This is a genomic window from Celeribacter sp. SCSIO 80838, assembly GCF_056498065.1.
Genome location: NZ_JAZKMA010000001.1, coordinates 838,503 through 856,183 on the forward strand (window position 1 = coordinate 838,503; position 17,681 = coordinate 856,183).

At 58.9% G+C, this 17,681-nt stretch carries 15 protein-coding genes, 1 tRNA gene and 1 pseudogene; 9 read left to right on the forward strand and 8 right to left on the reverse strand.

The annotated features are described in order from the left end of the window. The first annotated feature begins 85 nt into the window (after positions 1–85). The 4 genes from V1475_RS04090 (at position 86) to V1475_RS04105 (ending at position 6,763) form a co-directional block, all read left to right on the forward strand. Positions 86–3,691, forward strand: a complete 3,606-nt coding sequence (locus V1475_RS04090; protein WP_479411739.1) for a hydantoinase B/oxoprolinase family protein — start codon at positions 86–88, stop codon at positions 3,689–3,691. A gap of 299 nt (positions 3,692–3,990) precedes the next feature. Further along, entirely contained in the window at positions 3,991–5,157 is a 1,167-nt protein-coding gene (locus V1475_RS04095) for an ABC transporter substrate-binding protein (protein WP_479411740.1), read from the forward strand. 389 nt (positions 5,158–5,546) lie between these two features. Then, complete coding sequence (locus V1475_RS04100; RefSeq protein ID WP_479411741.1) at positions 5,547–5,792, forward strand: helix-turn-helix domain-containing protein; 246 nt, start codon at positions 5,547–5,549, stop codon at positions 5,790–5,792. A 38-nt stretch (positions 5,793–5,830) separates the two neighbouring features. Beyond that, positions 5,831–6,763, forward strand: coding sequence for a HipA domain-containing protein (locus V1475_RS04105; protein ID WP_479411742.1), 933 nt, complete (start codon positions 5,831–5,833; stop codon positions 6,761–6,763). A gap of 445 nt (positions 6,764–7,208) precedes the next feature. Here V1475_RS04105 and V1475_RS04110 read toward each other — a convergent pair. The 5 genes and pseudogenes from V1475_RS04110 to V1475_RS04130 form a co-directional block, all read right to left on the reverse strand. After that, positions 7,209–7,492 (reverse strand): annotated as a pseudogene (locus V1475_RS04110) (IS3 family transposase); the annotation flags it as partial. Positions 7,493–7,641: 149 nt separating this feature from the next. Then, a tRNA-Thr gene (locus V1475_RS04115) sits at positions 7,642–7,717 on the reverse strand. A 73-nt stretch (positions 7,718–7,790) separates the two neighbouring features. Continuing rightward, the gene (locus V1475_RS04120) at positions 7,791–9,275 is read right to left on the reverse strand and encodes a heme biosynthesis HemY N-terminal domain-containing protein (protein WP_479411743.1); all 1,485 of its coding nucleotides are present in this window, start codon (positions 9,273–9,275) and stop codon (positions 7,791–7,793) included. 12 nt (positions 9,276–9,287) lie between these two features. After that, positions 9,288–10,466 (reverse strand): COG4223 family protein, encoded by a 1,179-nt coding sequence (locus tag V1475_RS04125; RefSeq protein ID WP_479411744.1) that lies wholly within the window; start codon positions 10,464–10,466, stop codon positions 9,288–9,290. Positions 10,467–10,548: 82 nt separating this feature from the next. After that, on the reverse strand, positions 10,549–11,232 hold the full coding sequence (locus V1475_RS04130) for a uroporphyrinogen-III synthase (RefSeq protein WP_479411745.1): 684 nt from the start codon (positions 11,230–11,232) through the stop codon (positions 10,549–10,551). A gap of 98 nt (positions 11,233–11,330) precedes the next feature. Here V1475_RS04130 and V1475_RS04135 point away from each other — a divergent pair, with 98 nt between their 5' ends. Genes V1475_RS04135 through V1475_RS04145 form a run of 3 tightly spaced genes read left to right on the forward strand, consistent with a single transcriptional unit; the run spans position 11,331 to position 12,997 of the window. After that, positions 11,331–12,299, forward strand: a complete 969-nt coding sequence (locus V1475_RS04135; protein ID WP_479411746.1) for an NAD(P)H-dependent glycerol-3-phosphate dehydrogenase — start codon at positions 11,331–11,333, stop codon at positions 12,297–12,299. 3 nt (positions 12,300–12,302) lie between these two features. Beyond that, entirely contained in the window at positions 12,303–12,575 is a 273-nt protein-coding gene (locus V1475_RS04140) for a YciI family protein (RefSeq protein ID WP_479411747.1), read from the forward strand. Beyond that, positions 12,575–12,997, forward strand: coding sequence for an EVE domain-containing protein (locus V1475_RS04145; protein ID WP_479411748.1), 423 nt, complete (start codon positions 12,575–12,577; stop codon positions 12,995–12,997). Before V1475_RS04140 ends, V1475_RS04145 begins: the two co-directional genes overlap by 1 nt. A gap of 275 nt (positions 12,998–13,272) precedes the next feature. On the opposite strand, the gene V1475_RS04150 is transcribed toward V1475_RS04145, so the two are convergent. Together V1475_RS04150 and ahcY are read right to left on the reverse strand one after the other, a co-directional pair. Then, a complete protein-coding gene (locus tag V1475_RS04150) occupies positions 13,273–13,614 on the reverse strand; it encodes a DUF2853 family protein (protein WP_479411749.1) in 342 nt (113 codons plus the stop codon). 159 nt (positions 13,615–13,773) lie between these two features. Beyond that, a complete protein-coding gene (gene ahcY / locus V1475_RS04155) occupies positions 13,774–15,168 on the reverse strand; it encodes an adenosylhomocysteinase (RefSeq protein ID WP_479411750.1) in 1,395 nt (464 codons plus the stop codon). Positions 15,169–15,323: 155 nt separating this feature from the next. On the opposite strand from ahcY, the gene V1475_RS04160 reads away from it, so the two are divergent. After that, positions 15,324–15,914 (forward strand): HD domain-containing protein, encoded by a 591-nt coding sequence (locus V1475_RS04160; RefSeq protein WP_479411751.1) that lies wholly within the window; start codon positions 15,324–15,326, stop codon positions 15,912–15,914. A 279-nt stretch (positions 15,915–16,193) separates the two neighbouring features. Next, positions 16,194–17,087: a LysR family transcriptional regulator gene (locus tag V1475_RS04165; protein ID WP_479411752.1), complete on the forward strand. Its 894-nt coding sequence runs from the start codon at positions 16,194–16,196 to the stop codon at positions 17,085–17,087. Here V1475_RS04165 and V1475_RS04170 read toward each other — a convergent pair. After that, positions 17,084–17,638, reverse strand: a complete 555-nt coding sequence (locus V1475_RS04170; protein ID WP_434289770.1) for an ActR/PrrA/RegA family redox response regulator transcription factor — start codon at positions 17,636–17,638, stop codon at positions 17,084–17,086. The two genes, V1475_RS04165 and V1475_RS04170, sit on opposite strands and share 4 nt — an antisense overlap. Positions 17,639–17,681 lie beyond the last annotated feature (43 nt).

Consider the following 17,681-nt stretch of genomic DNA (forward strand, 5'->3'; position numbering starts at 1 on the left):
GTCGCCGTCAAACAGGGACGTCAGAACGATCTGACGCGGCAACAACCGGCGCTCATTTCAGCCCGGAGTAATATGGAGAAAGACAATGTGGCAATTCTGGGTTGACCGTGGCGGCACCTTCACCGACATCGTGGCGCGCAAGCCCGATGGGAATCTCCTGACCCATAAGCTTCTGTCTGAAAATCCTGAACAATATAAGGATGCAGCGGTGCAGGGCATCCGTGACCTGCTCGGCGTCCAAGGGGATGCGACAATCCCGCCGGGGCAGATCAATGCCGTGAAAATGGGAACGACCGTGGCCACAAATGCGCTTCTTGAACGCAACGGCGACCGGACTCTCCTGCTGATCACCAAGGGATTCGGTGATCTGTTGCGCATCGGCTACCAGAACCGCCCGCGCATCTTTGATCTGCACATCAAATTGCCAGAGATGCTCTACGAAACCGCAGCCGAGGTCTCCGAGCGCCTCGATATGGACGGCACCGTCCTCACTCCGATCGATCTCGACGCCACCAAGGCCGCGTTGCAAGCCGCCTATGACGACGGCATCCGCTCGGTCGCTATTGCCTTTATGCACGGCTACAAGAACCCCGAGCACGAGAAGCAAGCTGCTGAGATTGCTCGCGAAGTCGGGTTCGAACAGATTTCCACGAGCCATGAGACCAGCCCGCTGATGAAACTCGTCAGCCGCGGCGACACCACAGTGGTCGACGCCTACCTCTCGCCGATTTTGCGCCGGTATGTGGAGCAGGTCCGCTCCGCGCTCGATGCGGGGGAAAACGACGACAAGAAACAGCTTCTGTTCATGCAATCCAGCGGTGGCCTGACCGATGCCTCGATGTTCCAGGGCAAGGACGCGATTCTGTCGGGACCTGCAGGCGGCGTTGTCGGCATGGTCAAAACCGCGCAGCAGGCTGGTCATGAAAAACTGATCGGTTTCGACATGGGCGGTACCTCCACAGATGTCTGTCACTATGCAGGCACCTATGAACGTTCCTTCGAGACCGAAGTCGCCGGTGTGCGGATGCGCGCGCCGATGATGAGCATTCACACCGTTGCCGCCGGTGGCGGGTCGATCCTGAGTTTCCGCGACGGTCGTTTCCAGGTCGGCCCGGAAAGCGCCGGCGCCAACCCCGGGCCTGCGTGCTACCGCCGTGGCGGTCCGCTCACGGTCACCGATTGTAACGTTCTTCTGGGGAAACTTCAGCCCGATCACTTCCCGCGCGTGTTCGGTCCCAATGCCGACGAACCTCTGGCGGTCGATGTCGTGCGGGAGAAATTCGAGGCACTCGCTGCGCACATCGCTCAAGAAACAGGCGAAGCACAAATGCGCGTCGAGGATGTTGCCGAGGGCTTCCTGCGAATCGCCGTCGAAAACATGGCCAGCGCGATCAAGAAGATCTCGGTTCAGCGCGGTTATGATGTCACCGGCTATACGCTTTGCAGTTTCGGCGGTGCCGGCGGTCAACACGCGTGCCTCGTTGCGGATACACTGGGCATGAATCGAGTTTTCCTGCACCCCTTCGCAGGTGTGCTTTCGGCTTACGGCATGGGGCTCGCGGAGATTCGCGCCCTTCGGCAGGCACAATTCAGCCAGCCGCTGGCTGAGGCGGCGCTTTCTGTCGCCAAGGATCAGATCGCAATCCTGATGGATCAGACCGTGAGCGAAGTGGCTGATCAGGGCGTTGACGCAGACAAGATCTCCGTCCTGCAAGTGGCGCATTTGCGTTATGCCGGTTCGCATCTCTCGCTCGAAGTGCCGTTTGGAACCGTGGCAGAGATGCGTGCGGGCTTCGAAGACATCCACCGTTCCAAATACGGCTTTGCCGAGCCAGAGCGCGACATGGTGATCGAGGCGCTTTCGGTTGAGGCCATCGGCATGACCGAAGAGGTCAGCGAAACCAAGAGCGAGAAGGTGGACACTCTTCCCACCGCCGCCGCCGAGGTTGAAATTCGTTTTGGTGGCGCGCCGCGTCAGGCCCCGCTCTACAAGCGCGAAGAATTGCTTTGCGGTCAGACCGTGTCCGGGCCGGCAATCATTACCGAACCGACGGGGACCAACATCGTCGAAGACGGTTGGAGTGCCACAGTGGATGCCTGGGGCAATCTCGTGCTCGACCGCACCACGCCGCGCCGCAATGCCGAGGCGATCAGCACGGATGCCGATCCGGTGATGCTTGAGGTTTTTTCGAATCTCTTCATGTCGATCGCCGAACAGATGGGCGCGACGCTTGCCAACACAGCTTTCTCGGTGAACATCAAAGAGCGTCTGGATTTCTCCTGCGCCCTGTTCGATCCGGAAGGCGAATTGGTCGCCAACGCCCCGCACGTTCCGGTGCACCTTGGCTCGATGGGTGAATCCGTGCGCACCGTCATTCGCGAGAATGCCGGAAAGATCAAAGCGGGCGATGTCTTTATGCTCAACGCACCGTTCAACGGCGGCACACACCTTCCCGATGTGACAGTGATCACGCCGGTCTTCGACGAAGCGGGCAAGGACATTTTGTTCTATGTCGGTTCGCGCGGACACCACGCCGATATCGGTGGGCGTACCCCGGGGTCCGCTCCGCCCGATTCGACGCATATCGATGAGGAAGGCGTTCTGATCGACAATTTCAAAATGGTCGATCAGGGGACATTCCGCGAAACTGCGACCCGTGAATTGCTCGGTTCCGGCAAATATCCCTGCCGCAATATCGACAATAACATGGCCGACCTTGCGGCCCAGATTGCGGCCAACGAAACGGGCGCGACAGAGGTCCGCAAGATGGTCAAACAATTCGGGATCGAGGTGGTGCAGGCCTATATGCGCCATGTTCAGGACAACGCCGAAGAAAGCGTGCGCCGTGTTCTGGGCGCGCTCAAAGATGGTCACAATATCTACAAGCTCGACAGCGGCCTGCAGATCGAGGTGGACATCAAGGTGGACCGCGCCGCTCGTGAAGCGGTGATCGATTTCACCGGCACTTCGCGGCAGGACATTGGCAATTACAACGCGCCGATTTCGATCTGTCACGCGGTGGTGCTCTATGTCTTCCGGACGCTTGTGGGCTCTGACATCCCGATGAACGCGGGCTGCCTCAAACCGATCCATATCCATGTCCCAGAAGGCACGATGATCAACCCGAAATATCCGGCGGCTGTGATCGCGGGGAACACCGAAGTGAGCCAGTCGATCGCCGATGCGCTCTATGGCGCTTTGGGGGTGATCGCAGGATCGCAAGGCACGATGAACAACCACATCTGGGGCAATGAAACGTTCCAGAACTATGAAACCATCTGTGGCGGCACCGGTGCCGGGCCAACATTCGATGGCACCGACGCGGTCCATTCCCATATGACCAACACCTGGATGACCGATCCTGAGGTTCTGGAGTGGCGCTTCCCTGTGCGGATTGACGAGTTCTCGATCCGTCACGGCTCCGGTGGGACGGGCGCGCATAAAGGCGGCAATGGGATTATCCGCAAACTGCGCTTCCTTGAGGACATGACCACCACCGTGCTCACCTCGCATCGTCAGGTTCCGCCGCAAGGCGCGGCAGGTGGCGGTGACGGGGCCTGCGGGCGCAATGCGCTCGTGCGAGCGGATGGAACCGTGATTGAGTTGCGCGGCAACGATGCCATCGACGTGCACCCTAACGACGTCTTTGTCATGGAAACACCGGGTGGCGGCGGCTACGGCGCGGCCTGACGCCGACACTGACTTCCTGTGATGCTAGCGGCTCCGGCTATCGGCATCACATCAAGCCCTTCACGTCCCCTGTGAAGATCTGAAAGTCGCAGCACATACATGTGTTGCGACTTTTTTTTAAGCGCTGAGAAGTGGTTTGAAGTCAGAAGAATAGACAAACATCGGCCGCAAGTCATAACTGCCACTTTTTCGCTCAATTCCGCGAAACTGACGGAAAAAATCAAGTTTATGTTGACCGAATCCCGGCAAAGGAAATTAATATACAACAATAATAAAACTATCCAACACGGGAGCACGAAATGAAACTTATGACGAAACTGGCGATGACCACACTGGTCGCAAGCTGCGGGTTGGCCTCTGCTGCTTATGCGGATGTGAAGGTCGGGCTGATCTTTTCCTTGTCCGGTCCGGGCGCGGTTCTGGGCGAAGAAATGCGCAACGGCGTTGATCTTGCCTACGAACAACTTGGCGGCAAACTCGGCGGCGTTGATGCCGAGCTGATCTACGAAGATGACCAACGCAAACCCGACATCGGCAAGCAAGCTGCGGAAAAGCTGGTGCGTTCCGAGAAAGTCGATTTCGTGATCGGGCCGAGCTTTTCGAACGTGATGATGGCCGTGCACCGCCCGGTCGTCCGCGCCAAGACGATCCTGATCAGCCCCAACCCCGCCCCGGCCCCGCTCGCGGGGGAAGAGTGCAACCCCTACTACTTCGCCGCGCCGTATCAGAACGATCAGCCGGCCGAAGCTGCGGGCACCTATATGAATGATCAGGGCATCCAAAAAGTCTATCTTCTTGCCCCGAACTATCAGGCTGGCCGCGACGTGATGGAGGGCTTCAAACGCACCTTCAAAGGCGAAATTCTGGGTGAAGTTTACACCTCACTGGAGCAAACCGACTTCTCTGCTGAATTGACGGCAATGAAAGCCGCATCGCCAGAAGCGGTTTTCGCGTTCTATCCGGGCGGTCTCGGCATCCAATTCGTCAAGCAATACGACCAGTCGGGCGCAAAAGCGGATACGCCGCTCTACACGGTTTACACGCTCTTCAATGGTGCCGCGAATGAGGCCGTGGGCGATGCCGGTTTGGGCGTCTACGCTTCAACCCCGTGGACCTATGATCTCGACAACCCGGCAAACGCGCAGTTCGTCGCCGCCTACCAAGAGAAATACGGCACCCTGCCCTCGGCCTTTGCGGCCATGGCCTACGACTCGCTGCGTCTGATCGACGGTTCAATCACAGCCGCAGGCGGTGCCGATGATCTTGAGGCGGTGCGTGACGCAATGACGACTGCGCCGTTTGATTCCGTGCGCGGAGCCTTTAAATTCAACACCAACAACCACCCGATTGAATCCATGTATCTGGGCCAGATCGAGAAAGACGAAAGCGGTCAGTATGTTCTGTCGAACCAGGCCACTATCGTTGAAAACATGTCGGATGCATATGCCGACGAATGTAAAATGTAACCCCTGATGCGATGTGTGTCGTGGTAGAAAAGCAAAACCACTCTTTGTCATGACACTCGCCGCGCACGGATCACAGAGAAAGTCACAAAAACACGCTTTCTCTGTGATCTAATCTGGGAGCGAAACAGACAGTTCCTCATTTGCTTCCACGACACCCTTGAAATAAGGCTCTGTGGCAAATTTTTCGTGAGTGGGCAAAAGCTCTGCTTTTCCGGAAAGCTTCATGTTGGGAAGCGGGGCTCGAGCATGAAGATTGCCTCGGCGAGAGCACAGGGACCCAGACCGAAGGTGCGTTTCAGTCCATAATTTACTTTATAGCGTAAACACCATCAATTTACGTTTTGGCGTAATTTGTTTGATTTAGGCTCTGCCGTAAAAGGAGCCGCATCGTGAACCTCTCAGCCAGAACCGCCGAACAAATCGGAGAAGCGATCCGTCGCGCGCGAAAGGCGCACGGCTGGACACAGAGTGACATCAGCACCCGCACCAATTTGCGTGTGGCAACGATTTCCTCACTTGAGAATGGCGATGCAGGCACCAAGCTGGCAACACTGCTCGCCGTCATGTCGGCTCTCGGGCTTGAATTCCGACTGGTCGAACGCGGGGGCTCAGTCGAGATCGAGGATATCTTCTGATAGCCCCCAAGAAATCAAGCCGGCGCGGACACAGTGGCATGATGCAGGTGCTTCTGAACGGGAGGCTGGTTGGACATCTGCACCTGACCAGCTCCGGCGCGATCGGCTTCACCTATGATCAAGGCTGGCTGTCGTGGGAACACGCTATGCCGATCTCGATCTCGCTGCCATTGCGCGAAGACAGCCATCAGGGCCCGCCGGTCATTGCCTATCTGGAAAATCTGCTCCCCGACAATCAGATGATCCGAGAGCGCGTGGCAGCGCGGGTGCGCGCAGGCGGCACGGATGCCTGGCACATGCTGGAAAAGCTCGTGCGCGACTGCGTGGGCGCACTACAATTCGTTTCGGGCGAGGTCCCCGAGGTGGGAGCGCTCGCGGGCGAGCCGGTGACAGAGGCGCAGATCGCTGCGGTGTTGCGCAATCTTGCGAGCGCCCCGATTGGCCTTGATGAAGATGACGATTTCCGCGTCTCCATAGCAGGCGCGCAGGGAAAAACCGCACTTCTGCGCCACAATGGTGACTGGATCAGGCCCTCGGGTCTCACGCCCACGACCCATATCCTAAAAACCCAACTCGGCGTGTTGCCGAACGGGATCAATCTCTCGGACAGCGATGAGCCCGCTGCAGATCAGCGTGCCTTCTTCCGTGCGCAAGTCCTGTTCTGGCTTTTGGGCGCGACGGACGGTCACGCCAAGAATTTCAGCATCGCGCTCCGCCCGGGCGGCTTCCGCATGACGCCGCTCTACGACGTCTTGAGCGCGCAAAAAGCTGTCGACGAAGGCCAGATCCGGCAGAACCAGATGCGTCTCGCCATGGCGGTGGAAGGCCATTATCGCATCAACGAAGAGGTCCCGCGCCACTTTTTGCAGGCCGCCAAAACAGCCGGGTTCGGCGTCGCGCTGGCGGAAGAGGTGTTGGAGGACGTCGCCAAACGGGTTGAAAAGGCCTTGTCAGAGACGCTCAAGACATGATCGAAACAAGCCCGGGCGCGGTTGGCCCCGGCTTGTCACTCTCCAAACTGACCACTCATAACACTTCAACGATAGCCGATCGCAACACATCACGCGAAGCAAATCAGTCTGGCGAAACGCCACGATTACAAGATGCGAGAATACGGATTTCCAAATGCACAGAAACCGAGAGTGCCTGTGCGCGTCCAAAGCCGATTTCCGCTTTCACTCTCCATGTCCGCCAATGGACAGAACCAACTCTCCCGTCTCAGTCAACGGCGCATCGGATGCCACGAACCCATCCAAACCTGTGATGGCATGGTGATTTCCCTCCGCGGCAGGAGAGTCGCGCAACACCCGACCAAGCTCGGCGACCGCTCCCGCATCGGAAGCCAGCCGTCAATAATCGACCTGCTCGGAACCGTAATGAACCACCCCGGGTTTGCTGGAGGCCGTTTGGATTAAGTTATGCGGCCATTGTTTCAGTTTCCAGAGCTGCGTAGAAGTTTGCCTCTGCTTCCACCGGGGGGATGTTTCCGATCGGTTCGAGGGTTGATGCATTGCATCGACGCGATTGTTGAACCAATCGACCCCTTCCAGAGTGGCGTATTCTACGGCGTCCAGACTGCGCCACGGGCCACGGCGGTGGATGACCTCCGCCTTGAAGAGACCATTGATTGTCTCGGCCAAAGCGTTCTGCGCATTCAAATGATCCCCCAGATCATTTGATCCGCTGCGCGGACCTGCTTGAACTCATAGCTGTCACCGACGCTGCCTAGCTATGCGGGTATTGTGCTTAACACAAAACGATTTTGTGATGGATTTCCCATATTGACCGCGTTTTGGCAGCTTAATGCTCCAAATCCGTACTCTTATGGTCCAATTACAACTTTGGAAAGTGGTGCCGGTGAAGGGACTCGAACCCCCGACCCCATCATTACGAATGACGTGCTCTACCAGCTGAGCTACACCGGCACTTTCCTATGCCGGAAGACGGCGCTTCCGGCGTGAACGGGTCTTTACCACCCTCTTTCAAAGGTGTGTAGCCCTAATTTTCAACCTTGGCTTTTTCCTCGGACTCGGGCGGGGTCACATCGACCATGGAAGGCCTGTCGATCACCTCCTCCTCGACGGTTTCCACCTCTTCGATCTCCGGCACGGCCCCCACAATCATTGGCAGCATCTCGGTGCCCGCAGGCATCGCAACCTCGGAATGTGTCGGTTTGCGCCAGCTCAGCGTGTCGAACCCGCCGCAATTCTCGCAGACCGGTGCCCATTGCGCATGGATCGTCTGGCATTTGTCACAAACCCATTGCGGCCCACGCGGTGCGGTCAGCGCCCGGGTCAGCCAGCCGCGCACCACAACATCGTCGGCCCCCTCACCCCGCTCGATCGCGGCCAGAATCGTCAGACTGCGCGCCGTCGGATTGATCTCCGCCAGATCGCCCAGCGCTCGCCGCGCCGCCGGAAAATCCTCTGCCGCAATGTAAAGCTCAGCCAGAAGCATCTTGGTTTCCGGGTCCTCGGGATGCACCTTGGTCAGGGCACTGAAGCGTTTGAGGCGTTGCTCCGGGGTTTCCTTCGGTTCGATACGGGCAAAAGCCGCTGCGAGATCGGGGTGCGGCTGGGCCTCCCATGCCTTTTTGAGCACCCGCGCGGCCTGCCGCCCCTTGCCCTCCGCGACATATTCGTCGGAGGCCATGACCGCCGCCGGGATCAGGTCCGGCGATTTCTTGTTGGCCTCGATCGCGGCTTCCCGCGCCTCGATGCTCGCACCTTTCTCGAACACACCTTTCGCCTGCGACAGCGCCAGAACCGCATCGCGACGCTTGTGCACGTCGCGCGGAATCGCACCGTGTTTCAGCTTGGCCGACAGCGTGCCACGCGCGGCGGACCAATCGCCTTTTTCGGCCTGAAGGCGCAGCAGAATGTCCTGCGTTTCCTCATGCTTGGGTTTCAGGGCGAAAGCTTTCTCGGCCAGTTTCAGCGCCGTATCCGTGTCGCCCTCTTCGAGCTTTTGCTTCATGATGCCCTGAACGCCGACAAACCGGGTGCGCTCATCGGCCACGAGCTGTTTGAAGGCCCGTTCGGCGGTCAGCTTGTCGCCATTCATCATCGCCGCCTGCGCTTTCAAAAGATTGGTCAGCTCAGGTTTCTGAAGGTATTTCTCCACCTTCGCCGCCTTGGCCAAAGCCTGCCGACCATCGCCGGACGCCAGCGCCATCAAACCGTCGGTCACCGCCTCGATGCCCTTTTTCTCGCGGTTGCGGTCGAAATAGCGCGAGATCGCGGTTTCATCGCCGAGCAGGAATTTCAGCACCGCCACAAGAAGTCCAAGCAATTTCAAGGCCACATAAATCGCGACCACCAAAGCGATCAGTGCCAGAACGGCCTTCAGAGGCGTCAGGCTGATCTCGACCGAGCCGAACGCGATTTGCGCACCGCCGTCCATATCCATGAGAACCATGCCGCCATAAGCAAGCCCGGCGACAATCAGGACAAAAAGAACGATTTTGACGAGGGACCAGAGCATGTTGAACCTCCCTTACTGACCAAGAATTTCATCGAGGGCAGTCATCGCATCCACCCGTTTTTGCGCCTCGGCGATCCAGGGCTGCATCTCCGCCTTGCCCGCCTCCGGCAAGGCCTCAAGTGTCGCAATCGCCTTTGCAAACAGCCCGTCACGCACCGATTGTTCGGCCCGCGACAGAATCGCATCCGCATCGTCTCCCTCTTTCGGCTTGGTGGACCGCAATCCGATCTGCGTGCGCAGAACAGTCTGGAACCAGCTTTCCTCCCCAGCCTCATAGGCCGCACGCGACGCCGCAACCAGCGCCTTGCGCGCAGCTTCGGCATAGCCTTCCTGCAATTGCGTCACGCTCGGAATGCCGGTCTGCGCCGCGTCTTTCAACGCCTGCGGCAGATTGCCGCCAACATCCGTCAGAGCCTCCGCAAAAGGTTCTCCGGCATCGACCAGCGTTTGCAGACGCGCCTTGGCCGTCGCGGCACGCGCCGCAGTTTCTTCGGCGACGGCCTTGTCCTTGGCCTCTTCGAGACGGGCGATTTCGCTGTTGAGCAGATCCTGCATCTGCGCCAACTGGCGCTCATAAGCCGCCGTCGCTTCCGGAGAGACAATGGCCTCCGCCACCGGGCGCGCCTCGATCTCCGTCACCCGATCCTCGAACCCTTTGATCCGATCCGACAGCGCCGCAATCTCGGCGCTCTTGTCCATTTCGGAGAGTTTCTGATCCAGCCTCGTGCGCAACGCCTCCTGCGCCGCAGTCTGCGTTTTCCCCTGCGCCACGCTGGTGCTTTGCATCTCGGCGAGTTGCGCTTTCAGCGCGGTGATCTCCTGCGCGAGCTCCTCGGTGTTGGTGCCGGGGAAGGGCCAGCCGTCGGGCTTCACGAAATTCGCAGCGCCATAGCCCAGAGCGACACAGATTACCCCGCCCAGCAGCATCGGCACAAATCCACCGCGTTTGACCGCTGTCGGGGCAGGGGCCGGTGCGACCTTTTCCTCTTCCGTGACAGGTTCGGGCACAACAGGCTCCGCTTCAAGCGACTCGGAGCGATCCTCCGTCTCGGCCTCTTCGTCCTTCACCTCCGGCGCCTCTTCCCCCGTCGTGGCATCGATTGCGTCCTCCCCGACGGCAACCTCTTGATCCTGAACCTCGTTTTCGTCGTTTTTCACGGCGTCCAGCGGGGTTTCTTTATCACCTGGCATGAGACTAACCTTTCGATTCCAGAACCAATTTTACGATCGCACTGGAAACTTAGACCCTGAGGCCTGCGCTCTCAAGTCGCGATCAGGAAAGCTTTGAGGCAATCGCACGTTTCATGGTTTCGCCATCGGGGTGTTCCGCAACACAAATGGTCTTTGCCACCGGACCGGACCATGCCTCCCGACAGGCTTCGGAAATCGCAACAAGCGTCAATTCTCCGGCATAGCCGACAAAATTCTCCGACAAAATCTGCGCCGAGCGCGGCGAATAGAGCGGCACGACAAGCTGCGGTTCCGCGAAAATCCGGCGCTGCTCACCCGCTGTCCAACGCCGGGCGATCTGATCGTACACCATGCGCTCTTGCGTCTCTAATCCAGCCAATGTGAGCCTTTCGGCCACGTGACCGCGGGTGTGACGACCATGGAGGTGCAGCGCCTTGAGGCCTTTTCGCTCCGTCAGACCATGCACCAGATCATCGGCGGTCGGGTAGGTGGCCAAAACCGTCAAACCCGCATCCGCGGCTTTGCGGGCCGTGGCAGCCCCGACGCAGACCACCGGCAGATTCTCACAACTCAGCGCCGCCGTGATCGCATGTTGCGAGCTGATCAGCACAAGATCGACAGGTTCAGAGGGTGGTTCAAAGGGCAGGGGACGGATTTCCAGCACTGGCGCCAGGATCACGGAAATGCCCGGCACAAGCCCCCGCACCTCCTCCGCCAGGCGTTCGGCGTCGTTCAGCGGGCGTGTGATCAGGAGCGGTACGGGCAAAATCGGTCTCGGGATTGTCTGGTGTCTCTCCCGGTGATACCTCCCAAAGGGCGGTTAAACAATCTTGCAGAGCCGCGCAGACAGGGGAGAGACAGGTCGTGAGTGAGATTTCCGTCCTCGGCGCAGGCGCGTTCGGAACCGCACTGGCCATTTCACTGGCGCGCTCCGGTCGCAAGATTACGCTTTGGGCACGGTCTGACGAGGCGGTATCCGCCATGCAAACCGCGCGTGAGAATCTTCTCCGCCTGCCTGGCAAAGCCTTTCCCGAAAGCCTCGCCGCGACGTCCGATCTCGCCGATGCGTGCATCGCACCGATCCTTTTGCTCGCCGTTCCGATGCAGCAACTCGCCGGTTTTTGTGAAGCAAACAAAACCCTGATCCAGCACAAAACGCTCGTCTGCTGTTGCAAGGGAGTCGATCTCAGATCCGAACGCGGGCCTCTCGCGGTGCTCGAAGACACGCTGCCAGAGGCCGAAATCGCCATTCTCTCCGGCCCGTCTTTCGCCGTCGACATCGCCGATGGCTTGCCCACGGCACTGACCCTGGCCGGGCGTCGTCAGGATACCGTGGACCGGCTGCAATCCCTGCTCACCACAGAGAATATTCGCCTCTATTCCAGCCTCGATCCCCTCGGTGTCGAATTCGGCGGCGCGCTCAAGAATGTCATTGCCATCGCCTGTGGCCTCGCCATCGGGGCGGGGCTCGGAGAAAGTGCGCGCGCCGCCCTGATGACCCGCGGCTTTGCCGAGATGCAGCGGCTCGCGCTCCGCCTTGGTGCCGATCCTGCGACACTTTCCGGCCTGTCGGGCTTTGGCGATCTGGTCCTGACCTGCACCTCCGAAAAATCGCGGAACTATTCGCACGGGCTGAAACTCGGGACCGGTACCGCCATCGACCCGACTGTGACGGTCGAAGGTGTCGCAACGGCGCAGGCGGTTGCGCGTTTGTCTCAGGGTCTCGGGATTGATATGCCAATCACGACGGCCGTCACCCAAATCCTGAACGGCCAGATATCCATATCCGAGGCGGCCGAGGTCCTGCTCGCCCGCCCATTGAAAAGGGAGTAATCCATGAAATACGCGGTCATTTCCACCGACAAGCCCGGCGGGCTGCAAATCCGGCTCGACACTCGTCCGGATCATGTCGAATACCTGAAAACCTGTGGCGTGGTCGAGCGCGCCGGGCCGTTTCTCGATGCGGAGGGCAACATGTGCGGCTCTCTCGTGATCATCGAAGTCGAAGACCTCGAAGCGGCGAAAGCTTGGGCCGCGAACGATCCCTATGCCAAGGCAGGGCTGTTCGCCGATGTGCGCATCGAAGCCTGGAAACAGGTGATCGGCTGATGGCACACTGGCTTTTCAAATCCGAAGCGGAGGTCTGGTCCTGGGATCAGCAGGTTGCCAAAGGCGAGGTTGGCGAGGAATGGGACGGCGTGCGCAACTATCAGGCGCGCAACAACATGCGGGCGATGAAGCTTGGCGAGCGCGGGTTCTTTTACCATTCGCGCAAGGAAACCGAGATTGTCGGGATCGTTGAGGTCTGCGCCGAAGCGCATCCGGACAGCAAGGCGAATGATCCGCGTTGGGAATGCGTGGACATCAAGGCCGTGCGCCCGTTCACCAAACCGGTGACACTGGCCATGTGCAAGGAAGACCCGCGGCTCAAGGACATGGTGCTCGTCAATAACAGTCGTCTGTCGGTTCAACCGGTCACCGATGAAGAATGGGCAATCGTGTGCGAACTCGGTGAAACCGATCCGTCCTGAACGCATATTCGCCATCTGATGATGTTATGAAAAAAGGAGGGTTCCGACCCCCCGGAACCCTCCACCACCCCACGTGCTCCCAAGCACCACACGTGTTCGAATTTCAAGGGTCCGGGCCGTCCTGGTCCGTGCATTCAACCTAGGGTTTTTCGCGATTCCACGCAAATCCGAAGTGATTCAGGTTGGAGATGAATTCGAAACCTCTGCTTAACGCGTCGCCCCGGATACAACAAAGCCGCCCCTGTCGGAGCGGCCCTGTCGCGCTATCCGGCCGATCAGGCGTAAACGGCTTCTTTGCCGAAATGCTTGACCAGAAGGTAGTAGAACACCGCGCGGTATTTGTTGCGTTCGGACTGACCGTAGGTTTCGATCGCCGCGTTGATGCCGTCCATCAGGTCCGGACCATCGGCAAGGCCGAGTTTCTTGATGAGGAAATTGTTCTTGACGGTCTCGAGCTCGCTGTCCTGAGACGCCGCCACGGTGGAGGCGTCGTCATTATAGATTGCCGGACCGCAGCCGATGGTCACTTTCGTCAAAAGATCCATGTCCGGCTCCATGCCGCATTTGGATTTCAGATCTTCGGCATATTTCGCGATCAGGTCGTCACGTTTTCCCATAGTCGGTCTCCCACCATCAAAGAGTTTCAGGCTCATCACAAAAGCCATTTCAGGCTCGGGGGTGAGCCTAGTGGCAAGCCCGTCCGATACAAAGGGAAAACTTTCATGAAAAAGGCCCCCTCGTGACGTCACGAGAGGGCCCAGTCAAATGTCATCACCTCAGTAGCGGTAATGTTCCGGTTTGAACGGACCGTCCTGGGTCACACCGATGTAATCCGCCTGTTCCTTTGACAGTTGCGTCAGTTTGACGCCGATCCGGTCGAGGTGCAGACGCGCCACTTTCTCATCGAGGTGTTTCGGCAGAATGTAGACGTCATTCTCGTATTTGTCGTTGTTGGTCCAGAGCTCGATCTGGGCCAGCACCTGGTTGGTAAAGGAGGCGGACATCACGAAGGACGGGTGACCGGTGGCGTTGCCGAGGTTCAGAAGGCGACCTTCGGACAAAAGGATGATCTTGTTGCCCGAGGGCATTTCGATCATGTCCACCTGATCCTTGATGTTGGTCCATTTGTGGTTCTTGAGCGCCGCGACCTGAATTTCATTGTCGAAATGGCCGATGTTGCCGACGATGGCCATGTTCTTCATCTCGCGCATATGCTCGATGCGGATGATGTCCTTGTTGCCGGTGGTGGTGATGAAGATGTCGGCGTCTTTCACCACATCTTCGAGCAGCACCACCTCGAACCCGTCCATCGCCGCCTGAAGCGCACAGATCGGATCGACTTCGGTCACTTTCACACGCGCACCGGCCCCGCGCAGAGAGGCCGCGGAACCTTTGCCCACATCGCCATAGCCACAAACGACGGCCACTTTCCCGGCCATCATCACATCGGTCGCACGACGAATGCCGTCGACGAGCGATTCCTTGCAGCCGTATTTGTTGTCGAATTTCGATTTGGTGACCGAGTCGTTCACGTTGATCGCGGGGAAGGGCAGGAGGCCTTTTTTCACCAGCTCGTAAAGACGGTGCACGCCGGTGGTGGTCTCTTCGGACACGCCTTTGATCGCATCCCGCTGTTTGGTGAACCAGCCCGGGCTGTCTTTGAGACGCTTCTTGATCTGGTTGAACAGCGCCACTTCCTCCTCAGAGGTCGGCACTTCGATCAGGCCGGTTTCACCGGCTTCGACACGCGCGCCAAGAAGGATGTAAAGCGTCGCGTCCCCGCCATCGTCGAGGATCATGTTGCAGGTACCTTCCCCGAACATGAAAATCTTGTCGGCATAATCCCAATATTCGACAAGGGTTTCGCCCTTGGTCGCGAAAACCGGAATGCCCGCCGCCGCAATCGCCGCCGCCGCGTGATCCTGCGTCGAGAAGATGTTGCACGAGGCCCAGCGCACATCCGCGCCAAGCGCCACCAGCGTTTCGATCAGAACCGCCGTCTGGATCGTCATATGCAGGGAACCGGCGATCCGCGCACCTTTGAGCGGTTTGCTCGCGCCATATTCCGCGCGCAGAGCCATCAGCCCCGGCATTTCGGTTTCGGCGATATCGAGCTCCTTGCGCCCGAACTCCGCGAGAGAGATGTCTTTGACAATATAATCGGTGCCCATCGGTGGCTCCTGCTTGAACATGAACGTTTGAAGGCTGGTTAGCAGCTTGACCCCTTCCTTACAACGCAGAGCCATTGATTTAAGGTTAAGGCGCGAAAAATCGTGGAAACCCGGCGGGTGCAGAGATACCTAAGCGTGATACGAAAGAGGATCACATGGCACAGACGCGCGCATGGCAAAGGATGCTGTCGGGACGCAGGCTCGACCTGCTCGACCCGACGCCGATGGATATCGAGATCGAGGACATTGCCCATGGGCTGGCCTTCGTCGCGCGTTGGAACGGCCAGACGCGGGGCGATTTCGCCTATTCCGTCGCCGAACATTCCATTCTGGTCGAAGAGATTTTCCGCCGCCTCTACCCGAAAGAGCCGATCAAATGGCAGCTCGCCGCGCTTTTGCACGATGCGCCGGAATATGTGATCGGCGATATGATTTCGCCGGTGAAGGCCGCCATCGGCCCCGATTACGGCGCGTTGGACGAACGGCTGACCGCGGCGATCCATATCCGGTTTGGATTGCCCGCGAAGATTCCGGCGACGATCAAGAAAAAGATCAAGAAAGCGGACAATGTCTCCGCCTGGTTGGAAGCCACTCAGATCGCCGGGTTTTCAGAGGATGAGAGCAACAAATTCTTTGGCCGGATGAAACCCGATCTGGTCGGCGATTTACGCATTCATCTGCGCCCGCCGGTCGAGACGCGTCATGCGTTCACGCAGAGACATGCGGAGCTGATGGCTGCGCTTTGATCTTATGCGCCCCTGAAAAAAGGCCGAGCTTTCCGGGAAACGCCAGAAATTTCTGAACCCATGCGGCGCGGGCGGCTTTGCCTGTCATACGCTTGCGCGCCAGAATCTCGCGGCGATGTTGCACCTCCGGGGAGGTCATATCCGGCCCGCGCATCATCTCATTTGCGATTATCTGTAACATGGGTTTACTCCCGAAAAGCTCGACATTGGCTTCATCTATTACCTATGATGAAAGTGATCCACTCAGGGATTTTTCGAAACTGTAAATAGAAATTACATATGCCCGACATCGACTGGCGCCATATGCCTTCGCTCTCCACCCTGCGCGCGTTTGAGGCGACCGCGCGCCTCGGCTCGTTTACCGCCGCGGGCCGGGCGCTGAACGTCACCCATGCCGCGATCACGCAGCAGGTGCGCGCACTGGAAAAGGATCTTGGGCTGACACTGTTGCAACGTGAGGGCAGGGGGATGGCGCTCACCGAGGCCGGACGACAATTGGCCGAGACGCTTTCCGATGGGTTTGCCACGATTTCCGACGGGATCGCTCAGGCGCGTAACGGCCCGAGATCGCGTGGCCTTCGGGTGACCTGTACGCCCGCGCTGTCCTATGCCTTTATCATTCCCCGTCTCGGGCAATTTTGGGACGATCACCCCGATATTCCCGTCTCCCTGACGCCTTCGGGCTCGGTCGACGATCTGAAACGGCGGCAATTCGATCTCGGCATCCGCACCGGAAGCGGCAATTGGCCGGGTGTCGATGTCGAACCTCTTTGGAGCACGCGGATCATCCTTGTCGCCAGTCCGATCCTGATTGGCAAACACGGGGGCGATATCGCGAAATTGCCGCTGCAAAACATGCCTTGGATCAGATCGCGGGCTCAGCTGGACGACATTGAACTGATGCGGAAATGCGGTGTGGACGGCAGCAAAGCCTCGGCGATTTACATCGAAGGCCAATCGGAAAGCGTGCAGGCCGTGGTGCGGGGCGTCGGGATGACGTTTGTGTCGGAAATCGCCGTCAGCGACGATCTGAAAAGCGGGGGGCTGGTCCGCTTGCCCTACGATCTCGGACAGGACTTCACCTATTTCGCCGCCACGCCAAAAGGGGTGGAGCGCGCCTCCACCCGGCTGTTCATCGACTGGCTGAAGACGCTTGCGCCCGAAGCGGTTTAGCGCGGGGAGCGTTTCGCCAGAATACGTTGAAGCGTGCGACGGTGCATGTTGAGGCGACGCGCGGTTTCCGAGACGTTGCGGTCGCAAAGCTCATAGACCCGCTGAATATGTTCCCAACGCACACGGTCGGCGGACATCGGATTTTCCGGCGGCGGCGGAAGCTCGTCGCTCGTCGACAAAAGCGCATGCACGATGTCATTGGCATCGGCGGGTTTCGACAGATAATCTGTCGCGCCAATCTTCACGGCGGCCACGGCGGTGGCAATGGCGCCATACCCGGTCAGAACGACGATGCGGCTGTCCGGGCGTTTTTCGCGCAGAACCTCGACCACATCGAGACCGTTGCCGTCCTCAAGCCGAAGATCGACCACCGCATAAGCCGGCGGGCGCGCCGTGGCAATCGCCCGACCCGCAGCGACGGAACCGGCCATCTCGACATCGAAACCGCGTTTTTCCATCGCACGTGCCAGCCGCCGTAGGAACGGTTCGTCGTCATCGACCAAGAGAAGCGACTTGTCTTCGCCCAGTTCCACAATCTCGTCCGCGTCCATTTCGGACCCTCCCGCCATCGGCATAAATCTGATAAATTCAGAT

Excerpts from the sequence above, each read along its gene's own strand:
- V1475_RS04090 (WP_479411739.1), top strand. The coding sequence starts at position 86 with ATGTGGCAATTCTGGGTTGACCGTGGCGGCACCTTCACCGACATCGTG.
- V1475_RS04095 (WP_479411740.1), top strand. The coding sequence starts at position 3,991 with ATGAAACTTATGACGAAACTGGCGATGACCACACTGGTCGCAAGCTGC.
- V1475_RS04105 (WP_479411742.1), top strand. The coding sequence starts at position 5,831 with ATGATGCAGGTGCTTCTGAACGGGAGGCTGGTTGGACATCTGCACCTG.
- V1475_RS04120 (WP_479411743.1), bottom strand. The coding sequence starts at position 9,275 with ATGCTCTGGTCCCTCGTCAAAATCGTTCTTTTTGTCCTGATTGTCGCC.
- V1475_RS04125 (WP_479411744.1), bottom strand. The coding sequence starts at position 10,466 with ATGCCAGGTGATAAAGAAACCCCGCTGGACGCCGTGAAAAACGACGAA.
- V1475_RS04140 (WP_479411747.1), top strand. The coding sequence starts at position 12,303 with ATGAAATACGCGGTCATTTCCACCGACAAGCCCGGCGGGCTGCAAATC.
- V1475_RS04145 (WP_479411748.1), top strand. The coding sequence starts at position 12,575 with ATGGCACACTGGCTTTTCAAATCCGAAGCGGAGGTCTGGTCCTGGGAT.
- V1475_RS04150 (WP_479411749.1), bottom strand. The coding sequence starts at position 13,614 with ATGGGAAAACGTGACGACCTGATCGCGAAATATGCCGAAGATCTGAAA.
- ahcY (WP_479411750.1), bottom strand. The coding sequence starts at position 15,168 with ATGGGCACCGATTATATTGTCAAAGACATCTCTCTCGCGGAGTTCGGG.
- V1475_RS04160 (WP_479411751.1), top strand. The coding sequence starts at position 15,324 with ATGGCACAGACGCGCGCATGGCAAAGGATGCTGTCGGGACGCAGGCTC.
- V1475_RS04165 (WP_479411752.1), top strand. The coding sequence starts at position 16,194 with ATGCCCGACATCGACTGGCGCCATATGCCTTCGCTCTCCACCCTGCGC.
- V1475_RS04170 (WP_434289770.1), bottom strand. The coding sequence starts at position 17,638 with ATGGACGCGGACGAGATTGTGGAACTGGGCGAAGACAAGTCGCTTCTC.